Source organism: Thalassospira sp. MBR-102 (assembly GCF_040549275.1).
Taxonomy (GTDB): domain Bacteria; phylum Pseudomonadota; class Alphaproteobacteria; order Rhodospirillales; family Thalassospiraceae; genus Thalassospira; species Thalassospira xiamenensis.
The window spans coordinates 167,673-185,275 of the sequence record NZ_JBEPTC010000002.1 but is presented as its reverse complement, the minus strand read 5'-3'; the positions used below and the strand labels follow the sequence as shown (position 1 = coordinate 185,275).

The following is a 17,603-nucleotide window of genomic DNA, read 5'->3' as shown; positions in this document are numbered from 1 at the left end:
AATCGCAATGTCCCTGACCTATTTGCTGCTTGCTGTGGCACTCCTGTGTGCCGTGTCATTTTATTTCGGTCGACAGCGCGCGGTGGCCCTGTCGAAAGGTCGATACAGCAATCTTCATTCGCTGCCTGCGCATTACGGGATGTATACGGCGTTGTGGTGCGGCCTGCCGGCTTTGGGCCTTTTGCTGGTTTGGATGATGTCTGAAGGGACGATCATTCAGACAATGATCGTTGCCGATCTTCCCGAAGAAGTGACGTCCAATTCCGGGCTGTTATCTTTGGCGCTTAACAGCATCTCGCAAATTGCTGCCGGAGGCGGGGAACATCTTACCGTTTCTCCCGAGATTGTAGAGGCCGGCCATCGGCTTGCCAATCTTAACACCATCGCAAATGCTGCTCTTATTGTTGTGATGGTGTCTGTTGCCCTGGTGGGCTTGGCTCTGTCTTACCGCCGGATTTCTTCGGAAATGCGCGCGCGAAACAATGTCGAACGGCTGTTTCGCTATATCATGATCGTGTGTTCGGCGATTGCCATCCTGTCGACGGTCGGCATTGTTTTCTCGCTTTTGTTTGAAGCGCTGCATTTCTTTGGCAAGGTCAGCCCGCTGGACTTCCTGTTCGGTCTGGAATGGAGCCCGCAGACGGCCATCCGCGCAGATCAGGTGGCGTCCGACGGTGCATTTGGCGCAATCCCGCTTTTTGTTGGAACATTGCTGATTACGCTGATTGCAATGTTTGTGGCGGTGCCGGTCGGTTTGTTCTCTGCCATCTATATGGGTGAATATGCATCGCCCAAATTCCGGGCCGTTGCCAAACCTGCGCTTGAAATTCTGGCGGGTGTTCCGACGGTTGTTTACGGCTTCTTTGCGGCCCTGACAGTTGCTCCGTTCTTGCGCGACAATGGTGCTGTGCTTGGACTTGATGTCAGTTCCGAAAGTGCGCTGGCTGCGGGTCTGGTCATGGGGGTCATGATCATTCCGTTCGTGTCATCGCTGTCTGATGATGTCATGTCACAGGTGCCGAAGTCGTTGCGCGACGGATCGTATGGCCTTGGTGCAACAAGGTCTGAAACCATTCGGTATGTGATTTTCCCCGCAGCCCTGCCCGGTATTGTTGGTGCGGTATTGCTGGCGGTGTCGCGTGCGATTGGGGAAACCATGATCGTTGTGATGGCTGCCGGACTTGCCGCCAACATGACGGTAAACCCGTTGCAGGCCGTGACCACTGTTACCGTGCAGATCGTAACACTTCTGGTCGGTGACCAGGAATTTGACAGTGCCAAAACCCTGTCGGCATTTGCACTAGGTCTGCTTCTTTTCCTTATCACCTTGGGTCTGAACGTGTTTGCCCTTAAGGTTGTTCAGAAGTATCGCGAGAAATATGACTGATATGGCATCGCTTATGGAAGACAGAGCCGCCGCAAAAGTGATCTCTGGCAATCTGCACACGCCGGTTGACTGGGACAGCCCGAAATTGGCACGTAACATTAAAAAACGTTACGCAGCGGAACGCAGGTTCAAGATTTACGGCTTAAGCGCAATTGCCATCGCTCTTATGGCGCTGGTTGTGCTTGGCTATTCGATCATTTCGAAAGGTTATAGTGCCTTTTTCCAGACCTATGTTCAGATGGAAATCTTTTTCGACCCGGCCAAGATTGATCCGGACGGAACAGGTGATCCGGCAATTATTGGCAGGGCCAATTTTGATAGTCTGATCAGGGATGCACTGAGCAAACAGTTCCCGGAAGTGAGCGGACGTAGCGAACGGCGTGATCTCTATGACATTGTTTCGGGCGGGGCATCTTATGATCTGCGCGAGAGGGTGCTTGAAAATCCGTCTCTGATCGGACAGACCCGGAAGGTCTGGCTGATTTCCGGTGACGACTTTGATATGCTCAACAAAGGTTATATCAGTGCAAACACAGACGAAGGCGACCGTCGCCTGAATGATCAGGAAATTGGTTGGTATAATACACTGGTCTCTCAAGGATCGGTCGAAAAGCAGTTCCATACGCGGTTCTTTACCAATGGTGATTCCCGCGAACCGGAATTGGCCGGGATCTGGGGCGCTGCGGTCGGGTCTTTCTATACCCTGGTTGTGACACTGATACTGTCGTTTCCGATTGGTGTTCTGGCGGCGATCTATCTGGAAGAATTTGCACCGCGAAACCGGTTCACGACGATTGTCGAAGTCAACATCAACAATCTTGCGGCTGTGCCGTCGATCGTGTTCGGTCTTCTCGGGCTTGAGGTTTACCTTAATGTCATGCACCTGCCGCGGTCGGCCCCGGTTGTTGGTGGTCTGACGCTGGCCCTCATGACATTGCCGACCATCATCATCGCATCACGTGCGGCGATCAAGGCAGTGCCGCCGTCGATCCGGCAGGCTGCCCTTGGTCTTGGGGCGTCGCCGGTTCAGACGGTGACCCATCACGTGTTGCCGCTGGCGATGCCCGGTATTCTGACCGGGACCATCATCGGCATGGCGCAGGCTCTTGGGGAAACCGCACCGCTTTTGATGATCGGTATGGTGGCGTTTATTGTTGATATCCCAGGCGGGGCACTTGATCCGGCGACAGTTCTGCCGGTGCAGATTTATCTGTGGGCGGATAGTCCGGAACGTGCCTTTGTCGAGAAGACTTCGGCGGCCATCATGGTCTTGCTGGGCTTCCTGATCCTGATGAACGGATTGGCCGTGTATCTGCGCAAGAAATTTGAACGGAAGTGGTAAAATGGCTGTTGTAACTCAAAGCGCAATGACGGCAGAGCCGTCAGTCACTAGCCCGAAAATGACGGCCCGTGACCTCAATCTTTTCTACGGCGACAACCAGGCGCTTTTTGATGTCAATCTTGACATTGTCGAACGCCAGGTCACAGCACTTATCGGCCCGTCGGGCTGCGGCAAATCAACCTTCCTGCGGTGCATGAACCGCATGAATGACACGATTGACGGTGTCACGATCAAGGGCAAGGTAACGCTTGATGACCGTGATATCTATGACAAGGCAATCGACGTTGTTCAGTTGCGCGCGCGCATTGGCATGGTGTTCCAGAAACCGAACCCGTTCCCGAAGTCGATTTATGACAACGTGGCCTATGGCCCGCGTATTCACGGTCTGGTGAATTCGCGCGACGAGCTCGATGAAATCGTCATGACCTCGCTTGAACGGGCGGGTCTACTGAAAGAAGTCAAAGACCGTCTGCCGGAACCGGCAACCGGTCTTTCTGGTGGGCAGCAGCAGCGTCTTTGCATTGCACGTGCGGTTGCCGTCAGCCCCGAAGTCATCCTGATGGATGAACCGTGTTCGGCACTTGACCCGATTGCAACCGCAAAGGTCGAGGAACTGATCGATGAGCTTCGTTCGAACTACACCATTGTGATCGTGACGCACTCCATGCAGCAGGCTGCCCGCGTGTCGCAGCGCACGGCGTTTTTCCATCTCGGCAAGCTGGTCGAAGTGGGCGAAACCGATCAGATTTTCACCAATCCCAAGGACGAACGCACCAAGGGATACATTACGGGTCGCTTCGGTTAAGTCCGGGCAGGAGTATTTTCGATGGTCGATGACAAACATCATATCGTCAGTTCGTTTGACGAAGAACTGACCCGTCTGAACAACATCATTTCGCAGATGGGCGGGCTTGCCGAAAGTCAGCTGATTTCCGCCATTCGTGCGATCGTTAAACGGGATTCTGAACTGGCCGAGAAGGTCATTCTTTCCGATCACCGTATCGATACGCTGGAACAGGAAGTGCAGGATTTTGCCGTACGTCTTCTGGCCCTGCGTCAGCCGATGGCAGATGACCTGCGACAGGTGGTGACCGCGCTTAAACTGTCCAACGATCTAGAACGTATCGGTGATCTGGCGAAAAATATCGCCAAGCGTGCGCAGGTTCTTAACCAGGTGCCGCCGATCCGCCCGGTTCAGGTGATCCCGAACATGGCCAAGCTGTGCCAGGAAATCATCAAGGACGTTCTGGATGCCTATATCGAAGGTGATGCGGAAAAGGCCCAGCGTGTCTGGGCGCGCGATCAGGAAGTTGACGATATGTACAATTCCCTGTTCCGTGAACTGCTGACCTATATGATGGAAGATCCGCGTAACATCACGGCATCGACCCATCTGCTGTTTATCGCCAAGAATATCGAACGTATTGGCGATCATGCGACCAACATTGCCGAAACGATCTATTACCGGATCAAGGGCGAAGACCTGCCGATGGATACTCGGCCAAAAAATGACGCGGCGAACTTTGCCGTCGTAGAACCGAATGAGTGACACTGGAGCATAGGAAGATGGACCCAACGGTTCTTATCGTCGAGGACGAAGCTGCAATCGTAACCATGTTGCGCTACAACCTCGAACGCGAGGGGATGCAGGTTGTCGAAGCCGGGGACGGTGACGAAGCGTTGAAAATTCTGGCCGAAACCCATGTCGATCTGGTCCTTCTGGACTGGATGCTGCCGGTGATGTCAGGGATCGAGGTTTGCCGCCAGATCCGCCGGAAGCCTGAAAGCCGCGATTTGCCGGTGATCATGGTTACGGCGCGTGGCGAAGAAGGCGACCGCATCCGCGGCCTTGATACCGGGGCCGATGATTATGTAACCAAGCCGTTTGCGATTGGTGAATTGCTGGCCCGTATTCGCGCACTTCTGCGTCGATCCGGTCCGGCGCAACCACAAGGGCAGTTGATCTATTCCGATATCGAAATGGATCTGGCCGCCCATCGTGTCAGTCGTAACGGCAAGGCTATCCATCTTGGCCCAACCGAATTCCGTCTGCTGCGTTATTTCCTGGAACATCCGGGGCGGGTTTTCTCGCGCGAGCAGCTTCTGAATGCGGTTTGGGGGCCGAATATCTATGTCGAAACCCGCACGGTTGACGTTCACATTCGTCGTCTGCGCAAGGCATTGAATGACGTCAAGGGAACGCGCGATGTGATCCGCACGGTTCGTGCCGCGGGTTATGCACTGGATGTCGAAGCCGCCTGATTGCGGTTATTCCGGAAGACGAAACGAAAGACCCCCATTATTGTGATGGGGGTCTTTGCGTTTCAGGTGCTTTTCCTGGATTTTGCCGGTTTGGCAGTTTTTTGTGCCTGGTCTTCGGTTTTTTGGCGCGCGGTGCGCGGGGCAAGTTCGTTCATCAGCAGCATATCGGCACGCCGGAACTTGGCTATTTCGATATCGATATCTTCCTGCGGGATATCGCAGGCCGCCAGAACGTGATCGGACAGGCGTAAACCGGTTTCAAGTACCTCTGGGATGGCTGCATCGGCACCACTGCGTGACAGCGGACCGATATGGGTGATGTCCTGGGCACGGGCAAAGATTTTCAGATGCGGATAATGCTGTCGCAGCAAGGCGACGGTCTTTTCCGTTGCGTGCGGGTTGCCCATGGCAACGGCGGCAATATGGGCCTGTTCGGTATGGGCGGCACGAAATGTTTCCGGTCGGGACCCATCGGCAAAATAAACCGGCAGACCTTCGGCTCGGCCACGCGAAACCTGTTGGGCATCGGATTCCAGAACGATAAACGGGATTTCCTTGGTGCGCAGCAGACGGGCCAGAACCCGGCCCACGCGCCCGCAACCAATCACCAGAACATGTTTCTGAATGCCGTCGGTTTCATCCGAGATCTCGCTTAGCTGATCGGTTTCCTTGGGATGAAGCTTCTGTTCGATGCGATGGCCGAGCGAAATCAAAGTCGGCGTCAGACCCATCGAAATCGCAACCACCGGGATCAGCATCACGGCGATGTCAATCGGAACCGCCCCGTTCTGCGATGCCAGTGCAAGCATGACGAAGGCGAATTCACCACCGGCGGCCAGGCTCATGGCGACCCGGATTGACGATGCCCGGTTAAAGCCGATCAGCAGGGACAATCCGAAAAGAACCGCTGCCTTTATGACCAGAAGCCCGATCAGCCACAAAATGATCGTTCCGGCCTGACCGATGACCACATTGGCATTGACCGACATTCCCACAGACATGAAGAACAGCGACAGGAAAACACCGCGAAATGGCGAAATGTCGGCTTCGATCTGATGGCGGAATTCGGTTTCGGCCAACATTACTCCGGCGATAAAGGCACCAAGCGCCATTGAAAGGCCCGCGGCTTCGGTCAATGTGCTGGCAGCCAGAACGACAAACAGGGTCCCGATTGCAAAAAGTTCCGGGTTTTTAAGGGCCGCAATATACCGAAACAGTCGTGGCAGCAGATAACGACCGGTCAGCAACAATACAGCAACCGCCCCCACACCGCTTAGTGCGCTGATCCAGGGGCTGGTTTCGCTCCCGGCATTGCCTGCGGCCTGCACCATGATCAGGAAGGGACCAACCGCAACGTCCTGCAACAGCAGGATGGCAAGGGCTGCACGCCCGAAACGTGTGTGCAACTGGCGCTCATCGGAAAGCTGTTTAAGGATAATGGCTGTTGATGACAGGGCCAGTGCTCCGGCAATCACGATGGAGGCGGGCATATCGTAATTGATCAGCAGCAATACACCGAACATCACGGCCATCGTGACGCCGATCTGCAGGAAACCAAGGGTCGCGAACCGGCCCCCAATCACGCGCAGGCGTTCGCGCGACAATTCAAGACCGATCATGAACAGCAGAAAGACAATGCCAAGCTCGGCGACGGTTGAAATGTCTTCGCGGTCACTGATCAGGCCAAAACCGAAAGGGCCGATGCAAAAGCCGCCGATCAGGAAACCGATGATCGAGTTCGCACGTAATTTCTGTGCCAGCGGGACGGCAATCACCGCGGCGGTCAGGACAAGGAACAGCTCGAAAAGAACGCTGTGTGACATGATGGATTATGCGTCCGGCGCAGATAGGCGTGTAAAGGAAGTCGTTCAAATCAGGATAGCGGAAATACCCCTATGATTTCTATGGAAATTTCGCGTATGAGAGGGCATCTGTGATGGATGACACGTCTTAAGAGCAGGCGACCGCGACGATTGCTTTCGGTATGCGTGCCAGTGTGGGAACCGCATCACACCGATGTGACGAATGGTATTACGACGGGACGACGCAGCTTGCTATTCTACGTTCGCAATGCCATGTTCCGCTGGCCCGTAAAAGGGCATGGAACAATCAGAAATTTCCCCAAACGAGCAGGCCGGAATTGGAACAGTTCATCCCCTATTTGCAGATTATCGGTGGTCTTGTGCTTTTGACTGCCGGTGGTGAGTTCATTGTTCGCGGTGCTGTCGGTCTGGCGCTGTTGATGGGGGTTTCCAAGATCATTGTTGGTTTGACCGTGGTTGCCGCTGGGACGTCGGCCCCCGAATTTGTCGTGTCGCTGAATGCGGCGCTTGCCGGGTCGGGCGACATCGCGATGGGGAACGTGGTTGGTTCTAACATTGCCAATATTCTTTTGATCCTCGGCGCAACAGCGGTTCTAAAACCGATTACGGCATCGCGGACCATGGTTGTGCGCGATGGCGGCACCATGCTGCTGGGGACCGTTCTGTTCATCGGGCTTTGCATGTTTGGCGTTGTCGAACGCTGGGCTGGGGCGGTGATGCTGCTGGTTCTGGCAGCGATCTGGTACTTTACCTATCAGCATGACAAAAAAAGCCCGGGTGATGCCAGCCACCTGCATGAGGAAGAAGTCGACGAAGTCGGCGAAGTACCAAGCGGTTGGCTCAAGCCGATTGTTGCCACTGTTATCGGGATTGTCGCCTTGACCTATGGGGCGGATCTGCTGGTGGATGGTGGTGTTTCTGTCGCGCGTCAGTTCGGTGTGTCCGAAGCCGTCATTGGCTTGACCCTTGTCGCATTCGGAACATCGCTTCCTGAACTGGCGGCATCGATTGTTGCGGCGTTCCGCGGGCATTCCGACGTTGCACTTGGCAATGTTGTTGGTTCCAATCTTTTGAACCTGCTGGTGATCATCGGTGGTGTATCGCTGATTGCGCCGATTGCCGTGCCAGACCAGATTCTGCAATCCGATCTTTGGATCATGCTGGCAGTTACCATTCTTTTGCTGGTGGTCGGCTATTTCCTGCGCGGAGTGTCGCGGATCACCGGGATCGTCTTTGTTCTGGCTTATCTGGGATATGTCGCGAGTCTGGTTACGGCATGATTGATCTTCATGCCTGAAACGGTAAATGCGGTTATGGACCGGCTGGCGGGTTTGATTGTAAGTTCCGGAATGACCAAACATAAATGACGGCGGCCGATATTTAAGGGGGCTGCCTTCCCCGGGAAGGGGCGCATCTTGATGAACGGGATGGAAACCAGATGACAGGGAAAATGCCTAAAACGGCTCTTGTAACCGGGGCTGCCAAGCGTATCGGACGGGCTTTATCGCTTGATCTGGCGACACAGGGTTATGATGTTGCCCTTCATTGCCATTCCTCGCGCAGGGATGCGGAACAGCTTGCCGAGGAAATCCGGTCCCTCGGTCGTCGCGCCTGCGTTATTTCCGCTGATCTTGGCAAGGAAGAAGACACCAGCCGTGTCGTACGCGAAGCAACGGCTGCACTTGGCCCGATTGGTGTGCTGATCAATAATGCATCCACCTTTGAATATGATGATATCAGCACCGCCACGCGTGAGGGCTGGGACTATCATATGGAAGCCAATCTGCGCGCACCGTTTGTGTTGTCGCAGGATTTCGCTAAACGGCTGCCCGCCGGGCAAAAGGGCGTCATCATCAACCTGATTGATCAGCGTGTCTGGAATCTGACACCGCATTTCATGACTTATACCTTGTCCAAGGCCGGCCTTTGGACGCTGACCCAGACACTGGCACTGGCATTGGCGCCGCACATTCGGGTTAATGCGATTGGTCCCGGCCCGGCACTGCCTAGTGTCCGGCAAACACAGGAAGTTTTCGATCAGCAATGCGATCAGACGCCCCTGAAAATTGGGACAAACCCGCAAGAGATTTGCGACGCGGTACGATTTTTCCTTGCCGCGCCAGCCATCACCGGGCAAATGTTAGCGCTTGACGGCGGGCAGCACCTCAATTGGGCGCCCAGTGGTGAACAGAATATGCCAGAGGAATGATGCGTCGGGCTTGGGTTCCGGACATCTGGCCGCACCAAGCGCAGCACAAGGAAGACCAGACCATGACCGCAGGCCTTAAGCAGGACGATAACATTACGACACTGCCCTATGCAGATCATGCCGGCAGTTTGCGTCGTGTCTTCGTGCGCGACATGGTCGTCGAGACATCCATTGGCGTATATGACCATGAAAAACATGCTCCGCAGCGGGTGCGGATCAATCTGGACCTTGCCGTTCTGGAAGGCGAGGGTGTCCAGAATGACGATATTGCCACTGTTTTAAGCTACGAAGATCTGGTGACCGGCACGCGGGAAATTTGCCGTGACGGTCATGTGAACCTTGTGGAAACCCTTGGGGAAAAACTGGCCGATATGTGCCTGGCGGATCGTCGGGTACGCAAGGTAAACGTCCGAGTTGAAAAGCTTGATGTCTTTGACGACGTTGCCGCGGTCGGAGTGGAAATAGAGCGCTTTAATATCGCGCGCTGATCCCATCCGTAAATCTGCTTAAAATTTACTTTTGTTAACGGTTTTGGACGGGGACTCTGTGATTCCTCTAGGCCGAATCGCTGTCTCCCTTATGCACAAGCATCTGGGGGCATGGAATCAAAGGAAAATATTCTTTTTTGACTCCTGTATTACCGAATGTTTTCAGGTTGACAGTATTTTTTGTGTTTAAAAACAATAACTTAGATTGTTTGCTCAATAAATGTGCACTTCATAGAACGTTAAGACTCTCAAGGGGTGCAGCAAAGAGCCCCCCTATTACCCACAAACTTATCCACAGCCTTGGTGGACATCTTTTTTGGGTTGCGATTCTGTGAAGTGATGTTGCGACGTTAATCTTTTTGGGTATTGTCGGAAGCCACTTTGAGAAGTGACAGCCGTCACAACTTTTGATTTTTAATAAATCTGCCGGAGACGCCTGATGAAGCCTGAAACCCCATCCGAAAACCCCGCTCGGGAAATCGGATTGTCGCTTGAAGGCGATGATTATGACGGGGGAGCTGCGCGCGGTGTCGAGGCCATCAAACATGCGCTGAAAACCATGCCGGGATCGGCCGGTGTCTATCGCATGATTGATGACAAGGACCGGGTTCTATATGTCGGCAAGGCCAAGAACCTTAAAAAGCGCGTGGTGGCCTATACCCGTCTGATGCAGTTGCCGATACGGATTGCCCGTATGGTCGCACAGACGGTGCAGATGGAAATCATCACCACCCACACCGAAGCCGAGGCGCTTCTTCTTGAATCCAACCTGATCAAGAAGCTTAAACCGCGTTACAACATCCTTCTGCGCGATGACAAAAGTTTCCCCTATATCCTGATCACCGAGGATCATGATTATCCGCGCATCGTCAAACATCGCGGGGCACGGGCCAAGGATGGCAGTTGCTTTGGTCCGTTTGCGTCCGCCTGGGCGGTGAACAACACGATCAATCATTTGCAGCGTGCCTTTTTGCTGCGCTCCTGCACGGATGCGGTGTTTTCCAACCGGTCGCGTCCGTGTTTGCTGTATCAAATCAAACGGTGTTCCGCGCCGTGTGTGGATCGGGTTGCCAAAGCCGAATATGACGCGCTTGTCGATATCTGCCGTGACTTCCTGACCGGGCGCAGCCAGAAAATCCTCAAGCAGCTTGAAGCCGACATGCTTGCCGCGTCTGAACGGATGGATTTCGAGCAGGCCGCGATGTATCGCGATCGTATCCGTGCGTTAAGCCAGATCAGGTCGCATCAGGACATCAATCTGGAAGGCGTAGAAGAGGCCGATGTGATCGCCCTGCATCATGAAGGCGGGCAAAGCTGTGTTCAGGTCTTCTTCTTCCGCTCGGGCTCTAACTATGGCAACCGGTCCTATTTTCCGCGCCATGAACAGGGGGCGGAAATTGCCGAAATCCTGTCGGCCTTTGTCGGGCAGTTCTATGCCGATAAACCGGCCCCGAAACAGGTGCTGCTATCGCATGAGATCGAAGGTCAGGAACTGGTCGAAACCGCATTGTCGATCAACAATAACCGTAAGATCACCTTGCAGGTGCCCAAGCGTGGCGGTCGACGCAAGCTTGTTGAACATGCGTTGACCAATGCCAAGGACGCGCTTGGGCGGCGCATGGCCGAAAGTGCTTCGCAACGGAAATTGCTGGAAGATCTGGCCGATAAACTCGAACTGGACGGCACGCCAGAACGGATTGAGGTTTACGATAACAGTCATATTCAGGGCACCAACATGGTTGGCGGCATGATCGTTGCCGGACCCGAGGGTTTTATGAAAAGTGCCTATCGCAAATTCAATATCAAGGGCGATATCGCGCCGGGTGATGATTTCGCCATGATGCGCGAAGTTCTGACCCGGCGGTTTGCGCGTGCGCAAAAGGAAGACCCGGACCGGGAAAACGGTACATGGCCGGACCTTTGTCTGATCGATGGTGGCTTGGGGCAGCTTGGCGTGGCCCGCGAAGTGTTTGAAGACCTTGGGATCGAAGACGTGATGCTTGTCGGCGTTGCCAAGGGTGTTGACCGCAATGCGGGCAAAGAAGTGCTGCATATCCCCGGAAAACCGCCCGTGCGTCTTGATATGCAGGATCCGGTTTTATATTTCATCCAGCGTTTGCGCGATGAAGCGCACCGTTGGGCGATTGGCACGCATCGCGCCAAACGGTCCAAGCAGATCGGCAAAAGCGTTCTTGATAATGTGCCCGGCGTGGGTGGGGCGCGTAAAAAGGCGTTGCTGCATCATTTCGGATCGGCGCGCGGCGTGGCGGATGCCGGTTTAACCGATCTTGAGGCGGTGGATGGCATCAGTGCCGCCCTCGCCCGCAAGATTTACGATCATTTTCATGACACGGAATAAAAAACCTGCGGCAGGCATCTTGCTTTTTGCCGGTCAGGGCGCGATACCCGACGCGGTTTGATAACGCGCCATGCTGATCGGGCAGAGTGCGTTACTGGGGTAACGTCTAAAAGTCAGCTTAAGGAAACCGATGCGATATTTTCCTTCCTGGTCTCTGACCCGGTCTTCTACCGTCATGCCTGACGAACGTCTGCCGTGGGGGGCAATGTTCCCGATGGGCTTGCAGCACCTTGTCGCCATGTCGGGTGCCACCATTCTTGGCCCGCTTCTGATGGGTTTTGATCCGAACCTTGCAATCCTGTTTTCCGGGATCGGCACGCTGATCTTCTTTATCTGCACGGCGGGGCGTGTGCCCAGCTATCTGGGATCTTCCTTTGCCTTTATTGCGGTGGTTATTGCCGCGACCGGCTATGCCGGATCTGGCCCCAACCCGGATATCGGTGGCGCGCTTGGCGGTATTATTGCGGCGGGTGCACTTTATGTCGTGATTGGTTTGATCGTCATGGCAACCGGGACGGGCTGGGTTGAAAAACTGATGCCACCGGCTGTGACGGGGGCGGTGGGGGCGGCCATCGGTCTTAATCTGGCACCCGTCGGGATCAACGGTATTTCCGGCGATAACATGCATATGCTGGTGGCGCTTCTGACATTGCTGTCGGTGGCGATGGTTTCTGTCTATGCGCCGGTTTCAGTGCGCCGGGTTTCGATTCTGATCGGGATTCTGGCGGGTTATGTGCTGGTTCTGGTGTTGGGGAACGGGTTTGGCCTGATGCCAGCGATTGACTTTACAGAACTCTCGCAGGCAGCGTGGTTTGGCATGCCATCCTTTGTCGCGCCGCGCTTTGAAAGTTCGGCAATGTTCATGATCGCTCCGGTGGCCTTCATTCTGGTGGCGGAAAACCTCGGCCATATCAAGGCGATTGGTGGCATGACCAAACAGAATATGGACCGTTATATCGGGCGCGGCTTTGTCGGTGATGGTCTGGCAACCATGCTGGCCGGTTCCGGTGGCGGTACGGGGGTGACCACCTATGTTGAAAACATGGGTGTCATGGCCGTAACGCGCGTCTTTTCGACCCTGATCTTTGTGATTGCGGCGGTAATTGCAATCCTGCTGGGCTTTTCGCCGAAATTCGGGGCGTTGCTCCATACCATCCCGGCACCGGTTCTGGGCGGGCTTGGTGTTGCGGTATTTGGACTTATTGCGGCGGCAATGGTGCGCCTTTGGGTGGATAACCGGGTCGATTTTTCCGATCCGCGCAATCTGTTCACCGTTGGTATTACCCTTATTTTCGGGGGCGGCGACTTCACGGTGCAATTTGGTGGTTTCGCGATTGGCGGGATCGGCACGGCGACGCTTGCGGCAATCATTCTTTACCAGTTGCTCAGCATTGGTCGCAAATCATCCGAGGCCCCCGCGGACTGAGGCGTTTGAAACGCAAGGGCGATGTTTCGGTTGTTTGACATCTGAAACATCGCCCTTGTTGTCATATATTCAAGACTTTAATAATTGTGCGGTTTGGCTCATAACAGGTCATCCGAAATTTTATTACTGCCGCACATACCCGCAAACAGGCCCCTTATGAAAAACCAGATTCCCAATCTGCTGACATTGTCGCGCATCATCGTGATTCCGGCATTGGTCGCGTCCTTCTATATCAACGGGCCGATTGGCAACTGGATCGGGTTTGTGCTGTTTGCCTTTGCCGGGGTAACGGACTTTTTTGATGGCTACCTTGCGCGTAGCATGAATGTGGTTTCGCCGCTTGGCCGGTTCCTTGATCCCATTGCGGACAAGCTTCTGGTTGCCGCCGCCCTGATGATGATGGTGGCGTTTGAACGTATTTCCGGTCTGGCTGTTTTGCCGGCTGTGATCATCATGTGCCGGGAAATCATGGTGTCGGGCCTGCGCGAACATCTGGCCGAACTGAAAGTACCGCTGCCGGTGACGGTGCTTGCGAAATGGAAAACCACGGCACAAATCCTTGCCATCGGGTTTCTTCTGGTTGGCGATGCGTCGCCGGACATGATCCCGTCGATCCTGATTGGTGATATCCTGTTATGGATTGCCGGGCTGGTGACGGTTCAGACCGGGTATATCTATCTTCGCACCGGGCTTAAGCATCTCGACTAAGGGCTGCATAGGATAAGGTTCCGCATGGCACGCGTATCCGTTCAGGAAAACGATTTTGATCCGGGCGCCGAACTGGCAGCCCTGTCCGATGGCCGTACCGATATCGGGGCGGCGGTCAGTTTCGTCGGACTGGTGCGTGATATTCATGGTGGTGATCAGGTTTCGGCCCTGACCCTTGATCACTATCCGGGGATGACCGAACGCGAACTTGAAAATATCGCAGACGAGGCCGCCAGACGCTGGCAGCTTGATGATGTGCGGATTGTGCATCGGTTCGGGCGTATGTTACCCGGTGAACGGATTGTCCTGGTGATCACGTTATCGGCCCATCGTCGCGCCGCGTTCGAAGCCTGCGACTTCATCATGGATTTCCTTAAAACCCGTGCACCCTTCTGGAAACGCGAGCAAACCCCCAAAGGCGATCACTGGGTCACAGCGAAGGCATCGGACGATGCCGATGCCGAGCGCTGGAACACGGATTAACCGACAAATTTTGCCAGCAACCCGACAAATTGCAGCAGGGCTGTCTGGATTTGGGCGGCATCGTCGATCCGGTCTTTAAGGTTCTTCATCTCGGTTATATCCGCATCGGTAATTGCCGATGCATTCCGGATCAGTCGCTTTGCCTGAAGCGCTATAAGCTGATCGGCGGCCTTGTTGCGCGTTTCGGCCATCACGAGTTTTTCGTTGATGTCGGCTGCCTGATAGGCTGCGTCAATTTCAACAAAGCTGTTTTTGGCCGCACGGATCAATTCATCAAGATTGTTCATGGGAATCTCCCTATTGTGCCGGTGTGGCTGTTGTGCTGCCGGTTGCGGTCTCAAACAGATTGCGGCCCTCGGCGACAAGTTCCGGTGGGGACAGGCTGCGCACTTTTCTGGCCAGTGTTATGCCTTGTTCGGCAGCCCCGATCAGGGCATTTACATCCAGCTTGGCGTAATTATCGATCTGCGTTTGCAAATGTCTGCCTAACGCAGATGCCGCCATGAAACTGCGCAATGTATGTGCCTGAAGCAGTTTTTCTTCGGCCATCAAAGCGTTCCAGTCCTGCCACCAGATTTGCAGACGCAGTGATTTGGCATCGTCATCATCGTTCGGTTCGGAACGGATTTTGTTCAAATCGGCAATCAGTGTGCCACGGCGCACCAGAAATTGCGGCGGGTCTTTGGCCAGATCGCTGGTGATGGCGTCAAGCTGATTGCGTAGTTTTTCAAGGATCGGACCGGTATCCGTTACCGCCGATGCCCCAAGTGCCGATCCGGCTTCGATCTGATCGAAAATCGCGACAAATTGCTGATACTGGTTTCGCAGGCTGGCCAGTGTCTTTTGCCATTGTTGCGCAACATTCGGATCGATTTTAACCGCATCCGGATCAAGCAGAGTGGGCAGATTGGATGGCGTCACCTTGCCTGTGAAGGCTTCCATATTTGTGATGAATTCGGATTGTCGGGCGCTTTGTGATTTTGGTGTCGGTGCAAATTGCGCGGTCTGTGCCGTGCCATAGGCATCAAAGGCATCCTCGGTCGCGCTGCCAAACTGGGTGACCGTGATTTTCAGGGTTTCGGCCTTTTGCGAACAGGCGGCCAAAAGCCCGATGCCAATAATCAGAACTGCCTTGCGTGTGAATTGGTAGATCGATGAAACTGCCATAACGTCCCCATCACGTGATCATGCTCGTCATCTGACGTGGATGGGGGGCAATTGTGATGGCAAAAATGACAAAGGCGTTGGCAGGAACTACTTGCTCAGCATGAAAAGCGCCTGATTGCCAAAGAAATTGGCAAGCCGTGAATGGCTATCCAGACTGACTTTCGATCCGCTTTCATTCAGCACCATCGACCGTTCGATCTTAAAGCCGCATTCATCACAAAGGGCGACAAAATCCCGGACGGTACAAAAATGGATGTTCGGAGTTTCGTACCACATGATCGGCAGGTTCGGGTTTTGCGGCATGCGCCCGCGGAACATCAAATCAAACCGCGCACGCCAGTGACCGAAATTCGGGAAGGAAACGATGGCTTTCTGACCGATGCGAAGCAGTTCGGTCAGAACCTGTTTCGGGCGGTTGGTCGCCTGCAATGTCTGGCTGAGGATGGCGTAATCAAACGCCCCGTCGGGATAATCGCCAAGATCACGATCCGCATCGCCCTGCATCACCGGAAGACCCTGTGCCACGCAATTGCGAACCCCTTCGTTGGAAAGCTCAAGCCCGCGGGCATCAACATTTTTGCTGCGCGTCAGATAACCCAGCAATTCACCATCGCCGCACCCGATATCAAGCACACGGGTGCCGGGTTCGACCATATCGGCAATAACCTGCAAATCGACACGAATGCGATCATTCGGAATAACGCCGCTGCCATTGGGTAAAGAGTGATTCATAACCTATTTCAATCCCCGGATTTCAGCAGCGCCTTCGATAAAGCCGCTTAACACCATATGGAAATCCGGCTCGTCGAGCAGGAAGGCATCATGCCCCTTGTCGCTTTCGATTTCCACACAACTGACATTGCATGACGACGCATTCAGTGCATGGGCCAGCTGGCGGCTTTCGGCGGTGGTAAAGCACCAGTCGCTGGAAAAAGAAATGACGCAGAAACGGGTTTTGCAGCCAACGAAGGCTTCGCCAAGGCGGCCTTCGGCATCGGCGGACAGATCGAAATAATCCATCGCCCGCGTGATATAGAGATAGCTGTTGGCATCAAACCGGTCGACAAAGCTTTTGCCCTGATGGCGCAGATAGCTTTCGATCTGGAAATCATGATCGAAGCTATAGGTAATCGCCCCGCGGTTCTGAAGCTTGCGACCGAATTTGCGATGCAGGGCCGGTTGCGACAGATAGGTGATGTGCGCCGTCATCCGCGCCACGGCCAGCCCGCGGGAAGGCTTTTTGCCTTCCAGCAGGTAATTGCCCCCGCACCAGTCCGGATCGGCCATGACCGCCTGACGCCCGACTTCGTGAAACGCGATGTTTTGCGCCGAATGGCGGAAGCTGGTTGCAATCGGCGCGGCGGCAAAAACGCGATGGGAATAGCTTTTGCACCATTCAAGAACCTGCATGCCGCCCATCGAGCCGCCAATAACCGCAAACAGGGTATCGATGCCCAATGCATCGATCAGCATGGTCTGCGCACGCACCATATCGGCAATCGTGATCACCGGGAAATCAAGGCCCCAAGGCTTGCCGGTAGCCGGGTTGATTTCCTTGGGCCCGGTGCTTCCCAGGCAACCGCCAATCACGTTCGAACAAATGACGAAATATTTGTTGGTATCGATGATTTTGCCCGGCCCGACGATTTCACGCCACCAGCCTTCCTTGCCGGTGATCGGGTGAACTTCATCGGCGACATACTGATCGCCGGTCAAGGCGTGGCACACCAGAATGGCGTTGGTTTTGTCGGCGTTAAGTTCACCATATGTCTGATAGGCAATGGTGAACGGCCCGAATTCGATGCCGCTATCAAGACGCAGCTTTTCCGTTTCCCCAAGGACCATGTGATGGCCGGGAAGTTTGCTGCGCTGATTTGTGCTGGCGGCGGTCGACATGAATGTCCGTTTCCCTTGGATTAGGTTGTTTTTGTTGCAGGCAGGGCTGGCTG

General features: G+C 54.5%; 17 protein-coding genes. 12 read left to right on the top strand and 5 right to left on the bottom strand.

Features of this window, described 5'->3' with window-relative positions; all coding sequences use genetic code 11:
- Window positions 1-7 precede the first annotated feature (7 nt).
- Genes pstC through phoB form a run of 5 tightly spaced genes read left to right on the top strand, consistent with a single transcriptional unit; the run spans window position 8 to window position 4,991 of the window.
- Window positions 8-1,387: a phosphate ABC transporter permease subunit PstC gene (pstC, locus tag ABIE64_RS04325; protein ID WP_354376722.1), complete on the top strand. Its 1,380-nt coding sequence runs from the start codon at window positions 8-10 to the stop codon at window positions 1,385-1,387.
- Window positions 1,380-2,729 carry a phosphate ABC transporter permease PstA gene (gene pstA / locus ABIE64_RS04320; protein WP_063094362.1) on the top strand — a complete coding sequence of 450 codons (1,350 nt, stop codon included), beginning with the start codon at window positions 1,380-1,382 and terminating at the stop codon, window positions 2,727-2,729. Before pstC ends, pstA begins: the two co-directional genes overlap by 8 nt.
- A gap of 1 nt (window position 2,730) precedes the next feature.
- Complete coding sequence (gene pstB, locus ABIE64_RS04315) at window positions 2,731-3,534, top strand: phosphate ABC transporter ATP-binding protein PstB (RefSeq protein WP_037987065.1); 804 nt, start codon at window positions 2,731-2,733, stop codon at window positions 3,532-3,534.
- 21 nt (window positions 3,535-3,555) lie between these two features.
- Window positions 3,556-4,278, top strand: a complete 723-nt coding sequence (phoU, locus tag ABIE64_RS04310) for a phosphate signaling complex protein PhoU (protein ID WP_354376721.1) — start codon at window positions 3,556-3,558, stop codon at window positions 4,276-4,278.
- Window positions 4,279-4,295: 17 nt separating this feature from the next.
- Window positions 4,296-4,991, top strand: a complete 696-nt coding sequence (gene phoB, locus ABIE64_RS04305) for a phosphate regulon transcriptional regulator PhoB (protein WP_007091986.1) — start codon at window positions 4,296-4,298, stop codon at window positions 4,989-4,991.
- 62 nt (window positions 4,992-5,053) lie between these two features.
- Here the strand turns inward: phoB and ABIE64_RS04300 are convergent, their stop codons facing one another.
- Complete coding sequence (locus ABIE64_RS04300) at window positions 5,054-6,814, bottom strand: cation:proton antiporter domain-containing protein (protein ID WP_007091987.1); 1,761 nt, start codon at window positions 6,812-6,814, stop codon at window positions 5,054-5,056.
- Window positions 6,815-7,131: 317 nt separating this feature from the next.
- On the opposite strand from ABIE64_RS04300, the gene ABIE64_RS04295 reads away from it, so the two are divergent.
- The 7 genes from ABIE64_RS04295 (at window position 7,132) to moaE (ending at window position 14,487) form a co-directional block, all read left to right on the top strand.
- Complete coding sequence (locus ABIE64_RS04295) at window positions 7,132-8,094, top strand: calcium/sodium antiporter (protein WP_063094364.1); 963 nt, start codon at window positions 7,132-7,134, stop codon at window positions 8,092-8,094.
- 158 nt (window positions 8,095-8,252) lie between these two features.
- A complete protein-coding gene (locus tag ABIE64_RS04290) occupies window positions 8,253-9,023 on the top strand; it encodes an SDR family oxidoreductase (RefSeq protein WP_037987078.1) in 771 nt (256 codons plus the stop codon).
- 62 nt (window positions 9,024-9,085) lie between these two features.
- Window positions 9,086-9,511, top strand: a complete 426-nt coding sequence (gene folB / locus ABIE64_RS04285; protein WP_051682075.1) for a dihydroneopterin aldolase — start codon at window positions 9,086-9,088, stop codon at window positions 9,509-9,511.
- A 439-nt stretch (window positions 9,512-9,950) separates the two neighbouring features.
- Window positions 9,951-11,870: an excinuclease ABC subunit UvrC gene (gene uvrC, locus ABIE64_RS04280; RefSeq protein ID WP_354376720.1), complete on the top strand. Its 1,920-nt coding sequence runs from the start codon at window positions 9,951-9,953 to the stop codon at window positions 11,868-11,870.
- Window positions 11,871-12,045: 175 nt separating this feature from the next.
- On the top strand, window positions 12,046-13,296 hold the full coding sequence (locus ABIE64_RS04275; protein WP_354376719.1) for a uracil-xanthine permease family protein: 1,251 nt from the start codon (window positions 12,046-12,048) through the stop codon (window positions 13,294-13,296).
- 156 nt (window positions 13,297-13,452) lie between these two features.
- Complete coding sequence (gene pgsA / locus ABIE64_RS04270; protein ID WP_007091993.1) at window positions 13,453-14,004, top strand: CDP-diacylglycerol--glycerol-3-phosphate 3-phosphatidyltransferase; 552 nt, start codon at window positions 13,453-13,455, stop codon at window positions 14,002-14,004.
- A 24-nt stretch (window positions 14,005-14,028) separates the two neighbouring features.
- Entirely contained in the window at window positions 14,029-14,487 is a 459-nt protein-coding gene (gene moaE / locus ABIE64_RS04265; protein WP_354376718.1) for a molybdopterin synthase catalytic subunit MoaE, read from the top strand.
- Here the strand turns inward: moaE and ABIE64_RS04260 are convergent.
- The 4 genes from ABIE64_RS04260 to metX form a co-directional block, all read right to left on the bottom strand.
- Window positions 14,484-14,774: a hypothetical protein gene (locus tag ABIE64_RS04260; protein ID WP_037987088.1), complete on the bottom strand. Its 291-nt coding sequence runs from the start codon at window positions 14,772-14,774 to the stop codon at window positions 14,484-14,486. The genes moaE and ABIE64_RS04260 overlap by 4 nt on opposite strands.
- Window positions 14,775-14,784: 10 nt before the next feature.
- A complete protein-coding gene (locus ABIE64_RS04255; RefSeq protein ID WP_354376717.1) occupies window positions 14,785-15,654 on the bottom strand; it encodes a hypothetical protein in 870 nt (289 codons plus the stop codon).
- 87 nt (window positions 15,655-15,741) lie between these two features.
- The gene (gene metW / locus ABIE64_RS04250; protein ID WP_354376716.1) at window positions 15,742-16,386 is read right to left on the bottom strand and encodes a methionine biosynthesis protein MetW; all 645 of its coding nucleotides are present in this window, start codon (window positions 16,384-16,386) and stop codon (window positions 15,742-15,744) included.
- Between the two features lie 3 nt (window positions 16,387-16,389).
- Window positions 16,390-17,550 carry a homoserine O-acetyltransferase MetX gene (metX, locus tag ABIE64_RS04245; RefSeq protein WP_007091998.1) on the bottom strand — a complete coding sequence of 387 codons (1,161 nt, stop codon included), beginning with the start codon at window positions 17,548-17,550 and terminating at the stop codon, window positions 16,390-16,392.
- Window positions 17,551-17,603: the final 53 nt, after the last annotated feature.